Source organism: Fructobacillus sp. ESL1117 (assembly GCF_058508565.1).
Map to the genome: position 1 here is coordinate 660,680 of NZ_CP196385.1, position 18,457 is coordinate 679,136.

The window sequence follows — 18,457 nt, forward strand, 5'->3', positions numbered from 1 at the left end:
CTGCATTCAGGTCTTTTATTGGTTGATCTTATCGAAATTCAATCCAAATAATTTTGATTTTTCTAAAGAAACTTGGCCTACAACTCTGCCTTGATTTTCTCAACCTGGTCCAACTTTTCCCATGGCAAGTCCAAATCAGGACGACCAAAGTGACCGTAAGCAGCTGTTTGCTTATAAATTGGCCGACGAAGGTCTAGGCTATTAATGATTGCCAAAGGACGGAAGTCAAAAAGCTTCTCAACGATGGCTTCAATCTTGTCTTCTGCGACTTTTTCAGTCCCAAATGCTTCAATATTCAACGAAACCGGCTTGGCAACACCAATTGCATAGGCTACCTGGAGCTCAATCTTGTCAGCCAAGCCAGCAGCCACCAAATTCTTGGCCACATAGCGAGCATAGTAAGCGGCCGACCGGTCAACCTTGGTGGCATCCTTTCCTGAGAAAGCACCACCACCGTGGTGGGCTGCCCCCCCATAAGTATCGACGATAATTTTACGGCCTGTCAAACCAGAGTCGGCTTGAGGACCACCCAAGACAAAGCGGCCGGATGGATTAATATAATACTTCGTTTGGTCATCAACCAAATCAGCAGGCAAGACCGGATCAACCACGAACTTTTTTATATCAGCACGTAATTGTTCCAATGTTACTTCTGCATCGTGCTGAGTTGACAAAACAACGGCCGCAATACGCTTAACCTGGCCATCATCCGTCAATTCTAGTGTTACTTCACCCTTGGCATCTGGGCGTAAGTAAGCCAATTCTTGGTCATTTCGTACCTGACGAATTTTACGCATTAACTGATGGGACAAGTCCAAAGCTAATGGCAAGTAATCAGTCGTTTCATTGGTGGCATAGCCAAAAACCATTCCCTGGTCGCCGGCACCTAATTGGTCTGGATCATCTTCGGCCGCATCAACAGCTTGAGCAATATCTGGTGATTGTTCCACAATCTTGTTCGAAACATTGATTGAATCAGCTGAAAAACCAAATTCCGGCTGATTGTAGCCAATGGCCTTGATCGTATCAACGGCAATTTGACGGACGTTCACATAAGCAGTCGTTGACAACTCACCAAAAATCGAAACATCGCCCGTTGATGTGGTCACTTCAATGGCGGCCCGAGCCTTTGGATCTTCTGTCAACACAGCATCCAAGATGGCATCAGCAATTTGGTCCGCTACCTTATCCGGATGGCCATTGGCAACTGATTCAGCAGTAAAAAATTTTGTCATTTTCTTTTTCTCCTTTAAATTAACTAACAATATAGAGACAAAAGAAAAGCACCTTGGACAACCCAAAGCGCTTTGCAAGTTGCCTATCTTACAGAATTACCACCGTGCAAATGCCGGTTGGTGCAGGTTCACCGTGCTGTATCACTTCCCTGCTCTTGATAGTTATGTAATTTATAATTTATATTCTACATGATAGAATAAGAAATAGCAATTGACTTTCGAGGTTCTGATGACAAAAGAAAATGAAACAATCACTCCTGATCAACAAACCAGCACGCCACTGAATGGCGCAAGTGACGAACCACTCCAGGAAAAAACGGCTGATTTTTTCTCCCGGTCACAACGCCGCCAAGAACAAAAACAACAGCACCAACAAGCTAACCAAGGCCAAGTCGCTGCCCTACCAGCCCCTCATCGCTATACGGTTCCAGCGATTGCAGTCGGTTTAAACATCATCTGGTGGCAACAGCCCCTTATCTACCATCAAGTTTGGCAAAATGCTGGTAACTGGCAAATTTGGTCCTTAATTGCCTATTCAATCTTTTCTGCAATGACGTTGGGTTTCCTCGTTAAAAATCGGTTTGCCAAGGCCGACTGGCATGTTTGGGCCTCCTTAGCTGCTTCTTTAATTGTGCTTTTCAATTCACAATTACGGTCGCGCTTTGAAGTTTTAGCCCTCCTCCTGCTCTTTATTTGCTTCTTGCTGATTTTACCCTTTCGAGCCTTTCAGTTGAAGAACCCGCTTGGTTTAGCCGGTTTGAGCATCTTGCTGACCTTTTCGGTGCCAATTTGCATCAACTATCTGGCCAACAACTATGTTGAACCTGATTTTTTGAAGCAATCATGGCTTTTAGTCTTTGCCACGGCCTTTTACTTCACTCCCCTCTTCCTACCCACAGTTAAAGGACGAAAATTAGGACTCATAACCGGTCCACTTTTTATCCTCGCCGCCCTCATATTGGAAGGCTTCTCACCAATCGCCTTGATCACAATCGTTTTCGCCATAGCTGCGTATCTCTTAACCTTTATTCGGCCATTAACCTATCAAATTCAGCCCTTAGTGGCCATTTTCGGACTAATTGTTACCGTCATGTCCTACTACCATTAAAAAACAAAAAAACGCTTAGAAGCGATTCTAAGCGTTTTTAGTTTGTAATCAAACTTATTGATCAAGTTTTGTAATCGTATAGGACTTATCATCGGCCTTACGAACAAGCAAAGCCTGAATTTCATTAGCCGTTTGAATCTTGATTTGTACAGGAGCTGATGAAGGTAAGAACTTCATCGCAGAGGTGGCAACATAGTTGGAGAAGGCTTCAATTTCGGTTGGTGAATAGAATTGCGTTGTCACCGTTACGTTCATAGAAGACAACTTATTATTCGTAAATTTAGCAGAAGCTGTTGCCCCCGCAATGTTTGGGAAGAAGTTAGAAATATCAGTCTTGAAGTTATTAAAGCCAGTATTTTCATCAGATCCAAGGCTCGAAGTGTCATCAGATTCTTTTGGCAAAACGATCGACTTTTCGTTGATATCTGACCAACTACCGATATCAGTACCTGACTTTGAGGTGGCTTCGGCATAGAAAGAACCTGGAGCCAATGAATCCTGAGAAGCAGTGTCATACATGGCCAAGACAATTGGAATGTTCTTGCCAACACCTTGTTGCTCACGAATCGTCTTGATCAACTTTGGCGCAATCTTTTGCCCGTAAGCAATCCGATCCTTATCTGAAATCGTCTGATAATAAGTCGCACCATACTGTTCCTTTTGGTAAGCATCTTGACTATTCATCGCCACGCCCACAACCATTCCAGCTAATTGCAGGTTATTGCCGCTCTTGGTCATGAAATCTTGTTCTGTTAACGTCTGAACGTAAATCGGATTTCTCGAACTATCCGTCTTGCCATTATCCTTTGGATTCAAGCCAGTTGCATTACTATCCGTTTGACGGGCTAAGAGACCATTAACGGTGTCAGCATCAAGGTACTGACCTTCCTGGAAGATGTAGCGACCAGTCTTAAAGTGCGACTTAGACAAATTCAACAATGACGTTTCAAAATCTTGGACATCCAAAGAATTGTTCAAAGATGTTGCAGTAATACCCCGAGCGGCTGATGTCAAATAATGCCCATCCTTGATGACCGTTTGATAATCCCCCGCAGAACTTTGGGTTAACTGAACACCCTTTGTTTTGGAAACACTGGGTGTGACCGAAGCGATATTAATAAAGTAAAAAAAGGCTCCTAAAATAATCAGAAGCGCGAGGCCGATTAGGATATAGCCCCGCTTTGAAATCCGTTTTAACATTGTTCTTCCTCTTTGACAGTTTGGCTGAAAACGCCAAGTACAACCACCGGCAAGTTTTTCTGACCACGGCCGACTGCTTTAACCGGCCTCATTTTGCTGGGCTGACAAGAATTCTTGTTCATTCCAGACAGTGACCCCAAGATCGTTTGCTTTGGTCAGTTTTGACCCCGCATCGGTACCGGCAATCACTAAATCAGTCTTCTTCGAAACTGATCCAGTGACGCTGGCCCCGTGAGCTTCTAACCAGGCAGCAATTTCACTACGTGAACTCTGTTCTAGTCTACCAGTCAAAACGATCTTTTTACCATAGAAAAATGAATTTTCATCAATTGGACCCGTTTCGGATAAGTATTCCAGGTTCACACCAGCGTTGGCCAATTCGGCCAAAAGGGCTTGCGACTGGGGTTCAGCGAAGTATTTCACCACCGAATCCGCAATCGCTTGACCAATTCCATCGATGGCGACAATTTGTTCCGCATTGGCCTGTCCCAAGCTTGGTAAGTCTTGTAGGCTTGCCATCATAGTTTTCGCCGCTTTCGCCCCAACCAAGCGGATACCCAAGCCAAAGAGCAAGCGGTCGGCGGAATTGGCTTTGGAAGCCTGGATGGCAGCCACCAAGTTATTGGCTGATTTTTCTTGAAACTTATCTAAAGATAGTAACTGCTCAACCGTCAAGGAATAAATCGAAGCCACATCGGTCACCAATTTTTTGTCCAAAAGTTGGCTAACAATCTGTGGGCCAAGGCCATCAATATTCATCGCATTGCGCGAGGCAAAATGGGTCAACCCCTCTTGCAGTTGCGCTGGACAAGCCGGATTAATACAACGTAACACCACTTCACCCTCAACATGGACCAAATCAGCGCCACAGGAAGGACAAGTCGTTGGAATTTGATACTTTTTGGCATCTGCTGGGCGTTTGTCTAGGATGACCTGCCCAATTTCTGGGATAATATCACCGGCCTTGTGCAAGGTCACTGTATCGCCAACGCGAACATCTTTTTCCTCGAGGTAGTCCGGATTATGCAAGGAAGCCCGCTGCACCGTTGTCCCAGCCAAGAAAACCGGGTCCATGGCAGCCGTTGGTGTCACTGCACCCGTTCGGCCGACCGTCCATTCGATATCACGGACAATCGTCTGCTCCTCTTCCGGTGGAAACTTATAGGCAATCGACCATCGGGGTACCTTAACCGTGTTGCCTAAGTCAATTTCGGAATCGATATCATCCACTTTGACGACAACGCCATCAATTCCATAAGGCAGGCCGTCACGTTTTTCGGTGTATTCGGCGATATAGGGCGCAATCTCTTTCATCTGGCCAATGACACGGTTATCCTTGTTGGTTGGCAAACCAAGTTCGGCAAAACGGCGCAAGACTTCTGATTGCCTGGTCACACCCAACGTATCGGCCTCGGCCGTATAGTAAATAAAGGCAGACAGCTGGCGCTTCTTGGTTTCGCGTGCATCTAGTTGACGTAACGAACCCGCCGCCGCATTACGTGGGTTGGCAAAGGGTTCTTGACCCTGATTTTCCCGTTCTTCATTCAAATGCGCAAAGGAAGCCTTTGGCATATAAATCTCACCACGAACTTCGATTGTTAAGGGCTCTTTTAATTCTTGGGGCACATCTGCAATGGTCTTGACGTTAGCCGTGACATCTTCACCAATCAGGCCATTGCCTCGAGTGGAGGCCTGCATTAAGCGACCATTTTCGTACTTCAAAGAAACTGCCAAGCCATCAATCTTTAATTCCAAGTTATAGGCCGGCTGTTGCCCCAACGCTTTGATGGTACGATTCTCCCACTCTTGAAGTTCGTCTAATGAAAAAACATCCCCCAAAGAAAGCATTGGCACCGGATGTTGCACCTTTTCCAAGCCGGACTTGGTCTGGGCGCCACCAACATTTTGCGTTGGCGAGTCTGGTGTCACAAATTGTGGAAAGGCCTGTTCCAAGGCCACCAACCGGGCATACTTTTCATCATAAACGTGGTCTTCAACCTTTGGCGCATCCTGCTCGTAATAGGCAATTCCATAATCGGTCAACTCGTCTTGTAGCTGACTGATTGCGACTTGCGCATCCTTGGTCGACATATTCGTTGGTTGTGGATTACTTGCCATAAAAAATCCTTTCTACACGGTCAGTTAGCTGTTGGTCACAATGGCTGTACCAAGAAAAAAGCATCAGTGTTTTCCTTGCCGCTTAATCAACTCGTGTAATTGGTGCAAAGGCAGCCAAGAGTTGTTTGATGCCATCTTCCGGGAAGGCGACTTTAAGTTCTTGGTCAGCTTGGTCACCGGTAACTGAAACAACCGTCCCAATTCCCCACTTCTTATGAGAAACCTTGTCGCCAGCCTGCCACATGACCCCTTCAGCACCAGTGGTTTCAGCTGATTTCTTTTGAACCGGACTAGCCTTCGCAGACCCCTGGTAAGTAGTACTCGTTGCCCGGAGAAACTTCGAGGACAAACCGGCAGAAACGCCAGAGCCGCTTGCCGGATAGGCCTGCTCAATCAATTCGGGTGAAATTTCATCAATAAAGCGAGAAGGTTGGTTCGCCTGTGTCCGGCCATATAGCAAACGGGAGAAAGCATTCGTCAAATAAAGTTTCTGCTCAGCTCGCGTAATACCGACATAGGCCAGACGTCGTTCTTCTTCTAATTGATCCTCGTCTTGTGCCGCCCGGCCCAATGGGAATAAGCCCTCTTCTAGGCCAATCAAGAAGACCGTCGGAAATTCAAGCCCCTTTGCGGCATGTAAGGTCATTAACGTGACCACCCCGCTATCTTCCTCGACATTGTCCAGGTCGGCCATCAAGGCCGTCGAACCTAAGAAATCAGTTAACGGATTGACTGCGTCGTCCGCCTGAGCATCGTACTTGTCATCAAATTCCTTGGTAACAGACAAAAATTCATCCAGGTTTTCCAGTCGTGATTGCGACTCAGGGTCTGATTTTGCCTGTAATTCCTGGCGATAGCCGGACTGTTCTAAAATCAAATCCGTTAACTCCGAAACAGTTAAGAACTCTGCTTGTTGGCGGAAGTTATGCACCATTTCGGCAAAGGAAAGCAACTTTGTCACCGCTGCTGGGCGGATATCCTGGGCCATTTCGACTTGATCGATAGCCGCCAACATTGGTAAGTTAACTTGGTTAGCAAAGGTAAAAAGCCGGTCAACTGTTGACTGACCGATCGCCCGCTTAGGAACATTGATAATCCGTTCTAGGGCCGCATTATCAGCCGGGTTTGCGACCAAAGACAGGTAGGCCATCACGTCCAAAATTTCCTTACGGTCATAGAACTTATGACCACCAACAATGGTATAAGGGATGTTTGCTTTGACCAAAGACTCTTCCATGGCCCGGGACTGAGCGTTCGTTCGGTAAAGAATTGCAAAGTCGGACAAAGATTGATGGTTTTCGCGTTGCCCCTTTTGAATTTGGCCCAACACATAATAGGCCTCATCCTGGGCAGACTGAGCCCGATAATAGGTGATTTTGTCTCCGGCTCCGTTTTCGGTCCAGAGTTTTTTCGGCACTCGCTCGTTGTTGTGATTAATCACATCGTTAGCAGCATCCAAAATGGATTGAGTTGACCGATAATTTTGCTCCAAGAAAACTGATTGTGCCTGAGGCCAATCCTTTTCAAAGTTTAAAATATTTTGCATGTTGGCACCACGCCAACCATAGATTGACTGGTCGGCATCCCCAACAACGGCTAAGTTCTGTGAACCTTGAGCCAGCATGTTGACAATCTTATACTGGGCATCATTGGTGTCCTGGTACTCATCGACGTGGAGGTAACGGAACTGGTCTTGATAGCGTTGCAAAACATCAGGGGCCTTTTCAAAGAGTTCAATCGTCAACATAATTAAATCATCAAAATCAACTGACTGAGCCTGACGCAAAGCTTTCTGGTAAGCAGAATAAACTTCTGCTACACGTTCTTCATAAAAATTAGCGGCCTGCTCTCGGTAATCCTTGGCAGTTAGCAAATCGTTTTTAGCATTGGAAATGGTCCCTAAGATTGTCCGTGGATCATACTGGTTTGAATCCAAATTCAAATCATTAATCACCCGTTTAACCAGCGTCCTTTGAGCAGAACTATCCAAAATCGTAAAGTTCTTGCCCAAGCCAATCCGTTCACCATCTCGACGCAAAATTCGAACAGCCAGGGCATGGAACGTTGAAACCCAAACGGATTGGGCTAGCTGCTCATCGACTAATTTACCAATTCGTTCCCGCATTTCACGGGCAGCTTTATTCGTAAAGGTGATGGCCAAAATCCGCCAGGGCGCCACATCTAAATCTTCAATTAAATGGGCAACGCGGTGCGTCAAAACCCTGGTCTTCCCAGATCCGGCACCAGCCATAATTAAAAGCGGTCCCTCTGTCGTCCTGACCGCCTCCGCTTGCTTGCTATTCATACCCTTGGTTAATTCTTCAACAGTCATTTTGCCATCCTAAATCGTTTTTGTTCACTGCTCTTATTTTATCATAATTCAAGGAAAATCAGGCTAGGACAAAAAACTGCCCTAATCTAATTCGTGCGTCGACAAAATACCAACAGTTTGGCCTTGATTACCAGCAATTAACCATTTACAGTCTGTCTGATTTTTTGGTAAGGTAACTATAATTAAAGGTGGAAAAATCATGCAAACTAGCGAACACTTACTCACTTTGGGCCAAACGGGGTGGTTCAAAAACAAGTACCAACCAGCGGCCACAACGCTTTTCGCCCCACACCTTCTTTTGGTTGGGCAAACTGGGTCTGGCAAATCAACAACCCTCAAACAAATTAGCCAACAGTTACAAGAAAATCGACTCGGGCAAATCATTTTCGACCCAACCGGCGAGTTTAGCCGAGCAGACGACCAGCAGGTTTCCTACAGCGTTGGCCAAAACGTCTACTTTGATCTCAGCCAGTTAGCACCAAAAGACTTATTGACTGCGCTTGGTTTGACCTGGCCAACCAAGTGGCAGCTGCTACTAGGACAAGCTCAAACAGCCTTACGGATTAACTACAATCTTAACCAACAGCAAAAGGTCATTTTAAACACTAAAGCCCTAACCGCCGATGCCTTTTATGCTTTAAAAAGTCAACTCTATCAAAGTCAATGGTCTTTCTCATTGAGCCTCCTCGCCCCCCAATTGCGCTTGCTAGCCCACCAAGGGTTTATTGATCAAGAAGAGAATTTGGCCAGCACTGATCCTGATTTGTTGACGGCCATCGACCAACTAGCCGACCGCCTCGCGGATCCGCGCCTAAAGGCCATTGCACCAAATACTCAGGTAAAAACAACCAAGTACGACTTGCTTTACCTGCTCAAATTAGCAACGGCTAAGGCTGATTTCGGCGCTAAAATCAGTATCAACCTGGCTCAGCTGAAAGACCTCGGTGCCCTCCAAGCCACCATCATGTCCACCGTCTGGCGCCAGCTGCTCAGCTTTCAAGCCAAAAGCACCCATAAGGCGACGGTTTACCTCTTAATCGACGAGGGCCACCGCTTCCTTTTGAAAAACAACCAAGCCGAGCAAGACAAAGACAGTGGTTTAGCGCAAATTCTGCGTGAGGGACGCAAGGAAGGCCTCCAGGTGGCCTTTGCTTCCCAGTCGCCACTCGACCTGCCAACTGCTCTACTAGGACAATTTTCAGCCACAATTGCCCATCGGCTGACGAATCAAAAGGAATGGCAAGCATTGCCCCTCCTAGCCAACTCTGCTAAAGCTGGGCAAAAATTAGGTCAGCTACAAACTGGGCAAGCACTAATCAAAGTTAGCCAGGAACCGAATCGAACCGTCACGATTTTTGCATCCCCAAACAAACAATAAAGCAAAAAGAGAACCGTACTCGCGTTCATGAACGCGCGTAATCCGGTTCTCTTTTTAATTGAAACAATTCTAATAAATCTCCTAAACTAAACCATTAAGCGTTGGCATTGCCCATTTTTACCGTTAAATCAAAGCGCTTTAAATTCCAAGTTTCAATCACTGCCACCAATTTTGCTGCATAGGTTGGATCGGTCGCATACCCGTCTTGGACAAGGGCCTGCGCCGCGGCCTGATAATTTTTGGCTGCCAGCACATGCTCATATTGGTTGGGATTCCAGTGGGTCCCCTTTGAAATTAGCTGGGCATGGGCTTCCATCGATTCCTGCCAGGTCTGGTAGGAGGCAAATTTTTGATCCACTACAATCCAATGACCGTCCTCATACTCATTGGTTGGAACGACCACTCCGGCCTGGCCTGCCGATGCTTTCATCCCGTACAAATTGTTATAATCTTTTGACAGACTAGACTGGTTCCAATCCGATTCTAAAATGGCCTGTGCCAGTGAAATCGAAGCAAAAATGCGGTACTTATATTGCATCTTTTGTGCATAGGGGGCCCATATTTGCAGCTGCTTTTGCTTAGCTTCATCTTGATAGATAATTTGCTCTTTTTTAGTCGTCATTGATCGGCTCATCACCACGGTCAAAGCAATTAATGTTAGAAAAACAAGCAAGATCATCAAGTACATTCGTCGTTTTTTCTTCGCTTTTGGCAGAAAAAACCATTTTTTCTTTTTCCGCTTTTTAGCCACCTAGACACCCCCTTTCATTAGAATCATTGCTGTCTGAAATTGAATATAGCCAGTATACGCCTTTCTATTTTATTTGCCAAAAAAGAAAAAACCAACATCACTGTTGGTTAAATCGTTTTACCAGTCGAAAGGCTGACTTATTTTTTAACAAAACCGCCTTACAGTTCTTTTAACTTGCCACGGAAATCTGCCAAACTTTGGTAACCCTTATGGGCCATGATCGCCTGCAATTCTTCAGCAAGACGGTCATAAACGCCCAAGCCTTCCTTCATCACCTGAGTACCAACTGAAACCAAATCAGCCCCACAAAGAATGTGTGCAAAAACATCTTCCCCGGAAGTCACACCGCCGGTTCCCAAGACCTTAATGCTGTCATGCAAGCGTTGGCGCAAAGCGCGAACGTTGGCTAAAGCCGTTGGCAGCACCATTGTTCCTCCCAAGCCACCAAAGCCACCCTTGGCCTTTGTGACCACTTGTTCCTGTTCAATATCGACCCACAGGCCGTTACCAACAGAATTAATCGTGTTCACGTGGGTCAATGGGTACTTGTTCAACACAGCAGCAATCTTGTCAAAGTGAACTAGATCAAAATATGGTGGTAACTTCACGCCCAATGGCTTCGTGTAAAAACTGAAGACTTCTTTTAAGACCCGGTCGGTGGCCTCAAAGTCATAAGCTAATTGCGGTTCTCCAACAATGTTTGGGCAAGACAAGTTCAATTCAGTCGGTCCCTGATAGTCAGAATCCTGCAAGTCTTTTAGCAGGGTAATCGCATCAGCCGCTGACAAAGCAGCAACAGACAAAATTGTTGGCTTTGTCTGTTCTTGCAAAACATAATCAAGGTAAAAATCATAGCCTAAGTTTGGCAACCCCATCGAGTTAATCGAACCATTTTTGAGATCATAGTACCGTGGGTTTGGATTCCCTGCACGAGCCTGAAGTGTTGCTGATTTTGTTACCATAGCACCCAAGTTGCTCGTATGTGCCAAATCATTCAATTCTTCTTTGGTCTGACAGTGGACCCCAGAGGCGTTGAGCAATGGACTCGTTAAAGTTTGCCCAAAGAGGTCGGCGTTCAAATCAATATCGGTCATCAATTATTCTCCCAATGCTTTTACAAAGTGTGTTTCTTCTGGTAATTCCAAAACCGTCAAATAAGCAGCGACGGTATCCAAGGCGGTAAATAAGGCCACCTCGTTGACAATGGCTGCTGCTCGGACGGGGCTCTCCCCTGCCAAAGCCTGGTCAGCCTGGTCAAGTGTGTTGACCATGATTTGCAATTCTTGCTTAGCCATTGCCATTGGCAAATCAACTGGTGCTGCTTCAACTGCAACACCATTTTCCTGCAAGAAAGTCCAATTGCCGTCAGCAGCAACCAAGTCAAAGCCAAGGGCTGCAAAACGCTTAGCCAAGGCCAAGCCCTCTTGCTGGTCTGCTTTAGCCAAGTCCCAAAGAATTCGACCCTGATGCAAAATTGGTAAACCAGCACCAACCAGCGCCTTGGCGAGTGCTTGATCATAGTTGTCAGCAGTTCCCATGACTTCACCAGTTGACTTCATTTCTGGCCCTACCGTCGAATTCAAGCCGGCTAATTTGGCAAATGAGAAAACCGGTGCCTTCACGTGAACTGTAACTGGTTCCGGAACCAAACCGGATTGGTAACCCAAGTCTTTCAAGGACTTGCCCAACATAATTTGTGTGGCTACCTGAGCCATTGGAATCTCCGTCACCTTTGACAAGAATGGTAATGTCCGGGATGCCCGTGGGTTAACTTCAATCACGTAGGCGATTTCATCATGAATCACATACTGAATATTCATCAAGCCAATCACGTTCAATTTCTTAGCCAACTTTTGAGCAGATTCAACGATTTGTGCCTTCACGTTGGCAGACATTTGTTGCGTTGGATAAACCGCAAAAGAATCACCTGAGTGAATACCAGAGCGTTCAATGTGCTCCATCACTCCTGGAATCAACACGTCCGTGCCGTCTGAAATCAGGTCAACTTCAGCTTCCTGACCAGTGAGGTAGTCATCAATCAAAACGGGATGGTCGTTTGAAACCTTAACTGCCTGTTCCATATAGGTCTTCAAGTCATCATCGGAATCGATGATGGCCATTGACCGACCACCAATCACATAAGATGGTCGAATCAAAACCGGATAACCAAGGTCATTGGCGGCCTTCAAGGCTCCCTCTTTGGTAGTAGCCGTTTCACCCTTTGGCTTTGGCAATTCAAGCTGATCAATCACTTTGGCAAATTCATCTCGGTCTTCGCCGCGATCCAAATCGGCCACGGTTGTTCCCAAAACCTTAACGCCGGCCTGTTCCAAACCAGCAGCTAGGTTAATGGCCGTTTGGCCACCAAATTGCACAACCACACCTAAGGGTTGCTCGAGGTCAATCACGTTCAAGACATCTTCTAGGGTTAATGGTTCAAAATAAAGCTTATCGGAAATAGCAAAATCAGTTGAAACCGTTTCGGGGTTTGAGTTTTGAATAATGGCTTCATAACCGGCCTGTTGGATGGCCTTCACTGCATGCACAGTGGCATAATCAAACTCAACTCCCTGGCCAATCCGGATTGGACCAGAGCCAAGCACCAAAACGGAAGGTCGATCCGTGACAATTGATTCATTTTCGTCTTCATACGTGCCGTAGTAGTAGGGCGTCTTCGATTCAAATTCACCGGCAACCGTATCAACCATTTTAAAGGTTGGTAACAAGCCTTGTTTCTTGCGCCAAAAACGGAAATCAGCTTCCGTTTTGCCAGTCAACTTCGCCAACCAGGCATCAGAGAAACCATATTCCTTGGCCGTCTTAATTTTCTCAAAGTTGTCCGGATCTGCCTGAACAGCTCGTTCAATTTCGATAATGTGCAAAATTTTGTCCAAAAAGAACAAGTCCATCTGTGTAATATCATGGATTGCTTCAATCGTTACACCACGGTGAATCAATTCGGCGATGGCGAAGAGGCGGTCGTCCTTGGCTGGCATCAATTGTGCCTGCAGGTCCTCTGTTGAAACCCCGTCAAAGTACCCAGCACTCAAATCCTTTTCATCGACTTCAAGTGAACGAACCGCCTTTAACAATGATTCTTCCAGCGTCCGCCCAATCGCCATGACCTCACCGGTCGCCTTCATTTGTGTCCCCAACGTGCGGTTAGCATGTTCAAACTTATCAAATGGGAACCGCGGAATCTTGGTCACAACGTAATCAAGGGCTGGTTCAAAGGCCGCCCAAGTCGTTTGAGTCACGGGATTTTTAATTTCGTTCAAATGCAAACCAACGGCAATTTTGGCCGCCATCTTAGCAATTGGGTAACCTGTTGCCTTTGAAGCTAGGGCTGATGACCGAGAAACACGGGGATTAACTTCAATGATGTAATACTGGAAAGACTTTGGGTCCAAAGCCATTTGGATGTTCACGCCACCCTCAATTTTCAAGGCTCGGATAATCTTTAAAGCGGAATCCCGCATCATTTGATAGTCCCGGTCTGATAGAGTCTGCGTTGGCGAAACGACGATGGAGTCACCGGTATGCACGCCAACTGGGTCAATGTTTTCCATCCCCGCCACAATCAAAGCGTTATCGGCGGCGTCACGCATCACCTCAAACTCGATTTCCTTATAACCGGCAATCGACTTTTCAATCAAAACCTGGGTCACTGGTGATAATTCTAAGCCATGGGCGGTGATTTCTTCTAATTCAGCCAAATTATTAGCAAAGCCACCACCAGTTCCACCAAGCGTATAGGCGGGACGAACAACCACAGGGTACCCGATTTCCCCTGCAAAATCAGCTGCTTCAGCGACTGTTGTGGCAATTTGCGATTCCGGTACTGGTTCATTCAATTCTTCCATCAAATCCTTGAAAAGTTCCCGGTCTTCAGCCTGTTCGATGGCTGGCAATTTTGTCCCCAGCAATTCAATATCTAGTTCCTGCAAAATACCTGAATCGGCTAAGTCCTTTGCCATATTTAGGCCGGTTTGGCCCCCTAAGGTTGGCAAAATGGCATCCGGCTTTTCTCGGTACAAAACCTCCTTGACGAAATCCAAAGTAATTGGTTCCAAGTACACCTGATCGGCAACTTCTTGGTCCGTCATGATCGTAGCAGGGTTGGAGTTAATCAACACCACCTGGTAGCCCTCTTCTTTTAATGAAAGGCAGGCCTGTGAACCGGAATAGTCAAATTCGGCCGCTTGACCAATGATAATTGGTCCTGAACCAATTACCAAAATTTTATGAATGTCATTTCGCTTGGGCATCTTAGGCTCCCTTCTTGTCCGTCAACTTGTTAATGAAGTTGTCAAAGATATATTCGGCGTCGTGTGGTCCTGGCGAAGCATCCGGATGAAATTGGACTGAAAATGCTTCCTTATCTTTCAACCGAACGCCTTCAACCGTTTCAGCATTAATTTCTTCGTGGGTTACTTCTAAATTCGTCCCGGCCAATGAAGCCCGGTCGACGGCATAACCATGGTTTTGTGAGGTGAAGTATTTCCGCTTGTGATCGACATCCGTCACGGCGTGGTTAAAGCCACGGTAGCCAAACTTCATCTTGTAAGTCTTAGCACCGTTGGCAATGGCAAAAAGTTGGTGTCCTAAACAAATACCCATGATTGGGTACTGATTTTGCAATGTAAGGATAGTCTTCGTTGCATAACCATACTGAGTGGGGTCGCCAGGTCCATTTGATAGTAAGATCCCGTCAGGCTTGCTGGCCTCAATAACAGACGCTGGCGTTGTGCCAGGGAAAACTGTTACGGTTGCACCACGCTTTTGCAGCGCCTTGACGATTGACCCCTTCAAGCCAAAGTCCAACAGAGCAATCTTTGGACCACCCACTTCACCAACGAAGGTCTCGATTTCCTCTTCCTTCTTTGCCCGGGCCAACAACAATGATGGATAATCTTGAGCAAAAAGGGCATCAATCTTTTCCTGATTTAATTCAGAAACCAAGACGGCGGGCATGGAGCCATGGTCACGGATTTCCGTGGCTAATTTCCGTGTGTCAACGCCTGTCAACCCTGGCAAATCTTCTTCCTTGGCAAAATCAGCAAGGGTCATCACAGAACGAAAGTTAGCAGGACGGCGGGCCAGGTCCTTGACGATAATGGCATCAACTGCGGGCTTGCTGCCTGTCCCTTCGTTATCGTCCAGGTTAATGCCATAATTACCAATCAAAGGGTAGGTAAAGACCATTGTTTGTCCAAAATATGAGGGATCGGTCATCGTTTCTTGGTAGCCAGTCATTCCGGTTGAAAAGACTACTTCTGTTAGCAGATCTTTTTCGGAGCCAAAACGCTCACCGGCATAAACTGATCCATTTTTCAATACTAAGTATCCTTGCATTGCCTTACTCCTTCTTTGCTTGATAGACCAAGTGGCCGTCAACCAAGGTCTTTAAGACCTTGCCATAAACCTCTTGACCAGTAAATGGGGTATTCTTTCCCTTTGATTCAAATTCTGCTGGGTTAATCTTGTATGGGTGAATGAAATCAACCAGCGCAATATCGGCTGCATCCCCAACCCGTAATTCACCCGCCGATACGAGGTTAAAGACTTGCTTTGGTCGTCGAACCATCCAATCAAGGACAGTATCCAGGTCGACTAAGCCACTCTTAACAAAGCGGGTATAAACTAGTGGCAAAGCCGTTTCTAATCCGACAATGCCAAATGAGCAATCGTTCATGGAGCCCGATTTTTCCTCTGCGCTATGTGGCGCATGGTCGGTCGCAATCATGTCAATCGTCCCGTCCAAAAGTCCAGCGATTAGGGCCAATCGGTCTGCTCTTGACCGCAATGGCGGGTTCATTTTGAACATTGGGTCATCAGTTTCAATCATACTGTCATCTAAGAACAAGTGGTGTGGTGATACTTCCGCTGTGACGGCCAGGCCCATTTGCTTGGCCAAACGAACCTGAGCAACAGATTCCTTGGTTGAGATATGGGCGATGTGGTACTTCACCCCGGTTGCTTGTGCCATCACCAGGTCACGAGCTAATTGAGTTGATTCAGATAAACCTGTCATCCCGGGCAAGTTCAATCGTTTGGCTTGCGGTCCAGCATTCATCACTCCCCCTTGGATTAAGGAATCATCTTCCAAGTGAGCCGAAATTACGCGGTCAGCCTGCCGAGCTGCTTTCATGGCTTCCAGCATCGTCTGTGCATCCTGCACCCCATGACCATCATTGGAGAAGGCCATGGCACCGGCATCAGCCATTTTTTGTAAATCAGCTGCGCCAACGCCAACCAGGTCAGCCGATAGTGCACCAAATTGGCCAATCTTCACCAGGCTACTTTCCTGATTGAGCAAAACCTGGTGACGAACCTTTTCGGCAGTATCAACGACCGGCTTGACATTTGGCATGGTCATCACCGTTGTGAACCCCCCGTGAGCGGCTGCCTGAGAGCCGGTTTCAATGGTTTCTTTGTAAGTTAGTCCTGGCTCGCGGAAGTGGACGTGAACATCAATCAAACCAGGAATGGCCGTGGCACCATGGGCGTTAATTTCTTCGTCAGCTGGAACCTCAATTCCACGGGCAATTTTTGCAATCTTGCCATCCACAATTAAGATGTCCAGGCAGCGCTTGTTAATTGCTACATGCTTGATTAATACTCTCATTTGTCAACCTCCATTAAGCCGCGTGCCTGTAGGACCTTGGTCATCATCGCCATCCGGGCAAAAACCCCGTTGCCCATTTGAGTAAAGATCCGCGATTTGTCGCCATCCACCAATTCACTGGCAATTTCAACATTGCGGTTAACTGGGGCTGGATGCATGATAATGCTTTGTTTTGGCAAAAGCTTAGCTCGTTTTTGTGTTAAGCCAAACTGTTGATAATAATCAACGGCCGTGAAGGCATCACGGTTAGCCTCATCGAAGCGCTCTAATTGAACCCGGAGCATCATCACCACATCTAATTCCGGTAAAATTTCTGCCAGCGTGCCAAATGTGCCCAAATCATCAAAGTCCCGACTGTACCAGGACTCAGGTCCACCAAAGTAAAGTATTGCCCCCAACGACTTTAAGATTTTAGCGTCTGATTTTGCCACTCGTGAGTGAGCCAAATCACCAATAATACCAACCTTTAGGCCATCAATTCGACCAAATTCATTTTCAATCGTTAATAGATCTAAGAGTGTTTGTGATGGGTGGACTCCAGCGCCATCGCCAGCGTTGAATAACCCCAGTGTTACATAAGGATTTTCCATCAATTCTTCGTACCAACCGGTTTGGCCGTGGCGAATAACGGCAAAGTCAACGCCGATTGCTTCCAGTGTGCGCAACGTATCCGACAGCGTTTCGCCCTTTTGAACAGAAGACGTTGCCGGATTAACCTCAATTAGGTCAATACCTAACTTCTTCTCCGCCATCTGAAAAGATGACTTGGTTCGGGTGGAATTCTCAAAAAAGAGGTTCACACCGTATACCGGACGCTTCAACGCTGGTGCTTTTTTCCCTGCCTGATAGTCTTGGGCTAAGTCCAAAACTTCTTGTAATTGCGTTGCTGATAAATCTGCTAGGTCTAGGCAGTTGTTCCAATTCGTCATCTCAATGCCCCTTGATTTTCCCGCTGCAATTTTCCAATAAAAAACGCCCTGATCATAAGATCAGAGCGTCAGTGGTGGTTGACTGGACTCAATTAGCTTGCACTTCGTCCGTTTTTGTCAGCCTTTTTGTCAAGGATTGCCAGGGTCTCGCCCAGGGGTCTGAAATTTCTTCCAACCATTACCTTGCTGCTTGTCCACCTTAGCGACTCTCCGGTCTGCTTTAAAGGATTGCAACTTTTATTTGCTTGTTGGTATTTTAGCACCTGTAAATACCTTTGGCAAGCTTTTCTGACAGAAAAGGGTATAAAGGTCAATTTTTGTCTTTTGTTAGAAAAGCTAACAATGGTCACTGCTAATTTTTAGTCTTAACAGCTTTGGTTCATCAATGATTTACGTTTGCCAATAAAAAAGTCACCACGACAATGTGGTGACTAAACAACATGCTTAATTAAAGTTTGAATCATCATCCAAGAAAGTATTCAACACTTCCTCAACCATGTTCCATTCTGCATCATCTTCAATTGGCAGCAAATCTTCTTCCGTTGCTTCACCATCCTCGGCCGGGTTGAAAATGTATGCTTGTACATCAACCTCTTCATCTTCCTCAACGCCGTCTGGAACGAGCAAGATGTATGAACGATCAAATTCCTCTGAATGGAAAGTAAACAAAACTTCGTATAAAGTTTCGTCACCATTCTCATCAATCAGAGTAATCTTGTCAATTTCTGGGTTTTGCTTAGCCATAAAAAATCCTTTGTTATTGTTACGATTGCACCAA

General features: G+C 46.2%; 13 protein-coding genes and 1 riboswitch. Of the genes, 2 read left to right on the forward strand and 11 right to left on the reverse strand.

Annotated features, from left to right (window positions below; all coding sequences use genetic code 11):
* Positions 1 to 77: 77 nt before the first annotated feature.
* A complete protein-coding gene (gene metK / locus ACSYSH_RS02800) occupies positions 78 to 1,235 on the reverse strand; it encodes a methionine adenosyltransferase (protein WP_489815874.1) in 1,158 nt (385 codons plus the stop codon).
* 80 nt (positions 1,236 to 1,315) lie between these two features.
* Positions 1,316 to 1,400, reverse strand: a riboswitch (SAM riboswitch).
* A 64-nt stretch (positions 1,401 to 1,464) separates the two neighbouring features.
* On the opposite strand from metK, the gene ACSYSH_RS02805 reads away from it, so the two are divergent.
* Positions 1,465 to 2,343 (forward strand): hypothetical protein, encoded by an 879-nt coding sequence (locus tag ACSYSH_RS02805; RefSeq protein ID WP_489815875.1) that lies wholly within the window; start codon positions 1,465 to 1,467, stop codon positions 2,341 to 2,343.
* 54 nt (positions 2,344 to 2,397) lie between these two features.
* Here ACSYSH_RS02805 and ACSYSH_RS02810 read toward each other — a convergent pair whose 3' ends face one another.
* The 3 genes from ACSYSH_RS02810 to pcrA all read right to left on the reverse strand — a co-directional run bounded on the left by ACSYSH_RS02810 (position 2,398) and on the right by pcrA (position 7,993).
* On the reverse strand, positions 2,398 to 3,543 hold the full coding sequence (locus tag ACSYSH_RS02810) for a CamS family sex pheromone protein (RefSeq protein WP_252773656.1): 1,146 nt from the start codon (positions 3,541 to 3,543) through the stop codon (positions 2,398 to 2,400).
* 78 nt (positions 3,544 to 3,621) lie between these two features.
* Positions 3,622 to 5,661: an NAD-dependent DNA ligase LigA gene (gene ligA / locus ACSYSH_RS02815; protein ID WP_491702425.1), complete on the reverse strand. Its 2,040-nt coding sequence runs from the start codon at positions 5,659 to 5,661 to the stop codon at positions 3,622 to 3,624.
* Positions 5,662 to 5,743: 82 nt separating this feature from the next.
* Complete coding sequence (gene pcrA, locus ACSYSH_RS02820) at positions 5,744 to 7,993, reverse strand: DNA helicase PcrA (RefSeq protein ID WP_491702424.1); 2,250 nt, start codon at positions 7,991 to 7,993, stop codon at positions 5,744 to 5,746.
* Positions 7,994 to 8,192: 199 nt separating this feature from the next.
* Between pcrA and ACSYSH_RS02825 the strand changes: the two genes are divergently transcribed.
* Entirely contained in the window at positions 8,193 to 9,371 is a 1,179-nt protein-coding gene (locus tag ACSYSH_RS02825) for an ATP-binding protein (RefSeq protein WP_489815879.1), read from the forward strand.
* A 94-nt stretch (positions 9,372 to 9,465) separates the two neighbouring features.
* Here ACSYSH_RS02825 and ACSYSH_RS02830 read toward each other — a convergent pair whose 3' ends face one another.
* The 7 genes from ACSYSH_RS02830 to ACSYSH_RS02860 form a co-directional block, all read right to left on the reverse strand.
* The gene (locus ACSYSH_RS02830) at positions 9,466 to 10,122 is read right to left on the reverse strand and encodes a glycoside hydrolase family 73 protein (RefSeq protein ID WP_491706154.1); all 657 of its coding nucleotides are present in this window, start codon (positions 10,120 to 10,122) and stop codon (positions 9,466 to 9,468) included.
* Positions 10,123 to 10,280: 158 nt separating this feature from the next.
* Entirely contained in the window at positions 10,281 to 11,216 is a 936-nt protein-coding gene (locus ACSYSH_RS02835) for a dihydroorotate oxidase (protein ID WP_489815881.1), read from the reverse strand.
* A gap of 3 nt (positions 11,217 to 11,219) precedes the next feature.
* Complete coding sequence (carB, locus tag ACSYSH_RS02840; protein ID WP_491702422.1) at positions 11,220 to 14,390, reverse strand: carbamoyl-phosphate synthase large subunit; 3,171 nt, start codon at positions 14,388 to 14,390, stop codon at positions 11,220 to 11,222.
* 1 nt (position 14,391) lies between these two features.
* On the reverse strand, positions 14,392 to 15,477 hold the full coding sequence (locus tag ACSYSH_RS02845) for a carbamoyl phosphate synthase small subunit (protein WP_491702421.1): 1,086 nt from the start codon (positions 15,475 to 15,477) through the stop codon (positions 14,392 to 14,394).
* A 4-nt stretch (positions 15,478 to 15,481) separates the two neighbouring features.
* Positions 15,482 to 16,750, reverse strand: coding sequence for a dihydroorotase (locus tag ACSYSH_RS02850; RefSeq protein WP_491702420.1), 1,269 nt, complete (start codon positions 16,748 to 16,750; stop codon positions 15,482 to 15,484).
* Positions 16,747 to 17,679, reverse strand: a complete 933-nt coding sequence (locus ACSYSH_RS02855; RefSeq protein ID WP_491702419.1) for an aspartate carbamoyltransferase catalytic subunit — start codon at positions 17,677 to 17,679, stop codon at positions 16,747 to 16,749. Before ACSYSH_RS02855 ends, ACSYSH_RS02850 begins: the two co-directional genes overlap by 4 nt.
* A 444-nt stretch (positions 17,680 to 18,123) precedes the next feature.
* The gene (locus ACSYSH_RS02860) at positions 18,124 to 18,423 is read right to left on the reverse strand and encodes a DUF1292 domain-containing protein (RefSeq protein WP_252773647.1); all 300 of its coding nucleotides are present in this window, start codon (positions 18,421 to 18,423) and stop codon (positions 18,124 to 18,126) included.
* Positions 18,424 to 18,457: the final 34 nt, after the last annotated feature.

Coding starts and splice junctions, on each gene's coding strand:
- metK (WP_489815874.1), bottom strand. CDS start 1,235: ATGACAAAATTTTTTACTGCTGAATCAGTTGCCAATGGCCATCCGGAT.
- ACSYSH_RS02805 (WP_489815875.1), top strand. CDS start 1,465: ATGACAAAAGAAAATGAAACAATCACTCCTGATCAACAAACCAGCACG.
- ACSYSH_RS02810 (WP_252773656.1), bottom strand. CDS start 3,543: ATGTTAAAACGGATTTCAAAGCGGGGCTATATCCTAATCGGCCTCGCG.
- ligA (WP_491702425.1), bottom strand. CDS start 5,661: ATGGCAAGTAATCCACAACCAACGAATATGTCGACCAAGGATGCGCAA.
- pcrA (WP_491702424.1), bottom strand. CDS start 7,993: ATGACTGTTGAAGAATTAACCAAGGGTATGAATAGCAAGCAAGCGGAG.
- ACSYSH_RS02825 (WP_489815879.1), top strand. CDS start 8,193: ATGCAAACTAGCGAACACTTACTCACTTTGGGCCAAACGGGGTGGTTC.
- ACSYSH_RS02835 (WP_489815881.1), bottom strand. CDS start 11,216: ATGACCGATATTGATTTGAACGCCGACCTCTTTGGGCAAACTTTAACG.
- carB (WP_491702422.1), bottom strand. CDS start 14,390: ATGCCCAAGCGAAATGACATTCATAAAATTTTGGTAATTGGTTCAGGA.
- ACSYSH_RS02845 (WP_491702421.1), bottom strand. CDS start 15,477: ATGCAAGGATACTTAGTATTGAAAAATGGATCAGTTTATGCCGGTGAG.
- ACSYSH_RS02850 (WP_491702420.1), bottom strand. CDS start 16,750: ATGAGAGTATTAATCAAGCATGTAGCAATTAACAAGCGCTGCCTGGAC.
- ACSYSH_RS02855 (WP_491702419.1), bottom strand. CDS start 17,679: ATGACGAATTGGAACAACTGCCTAGACCTAGCAGATTTATCAGCAACG.
- ACSYSH_RS02860 (WP_252773647.1), bottom strand. CDS start 18,423: ATGGCTAAGCAAAACCCAGAAATTGACAAGATTACTCTGATTGATGAG.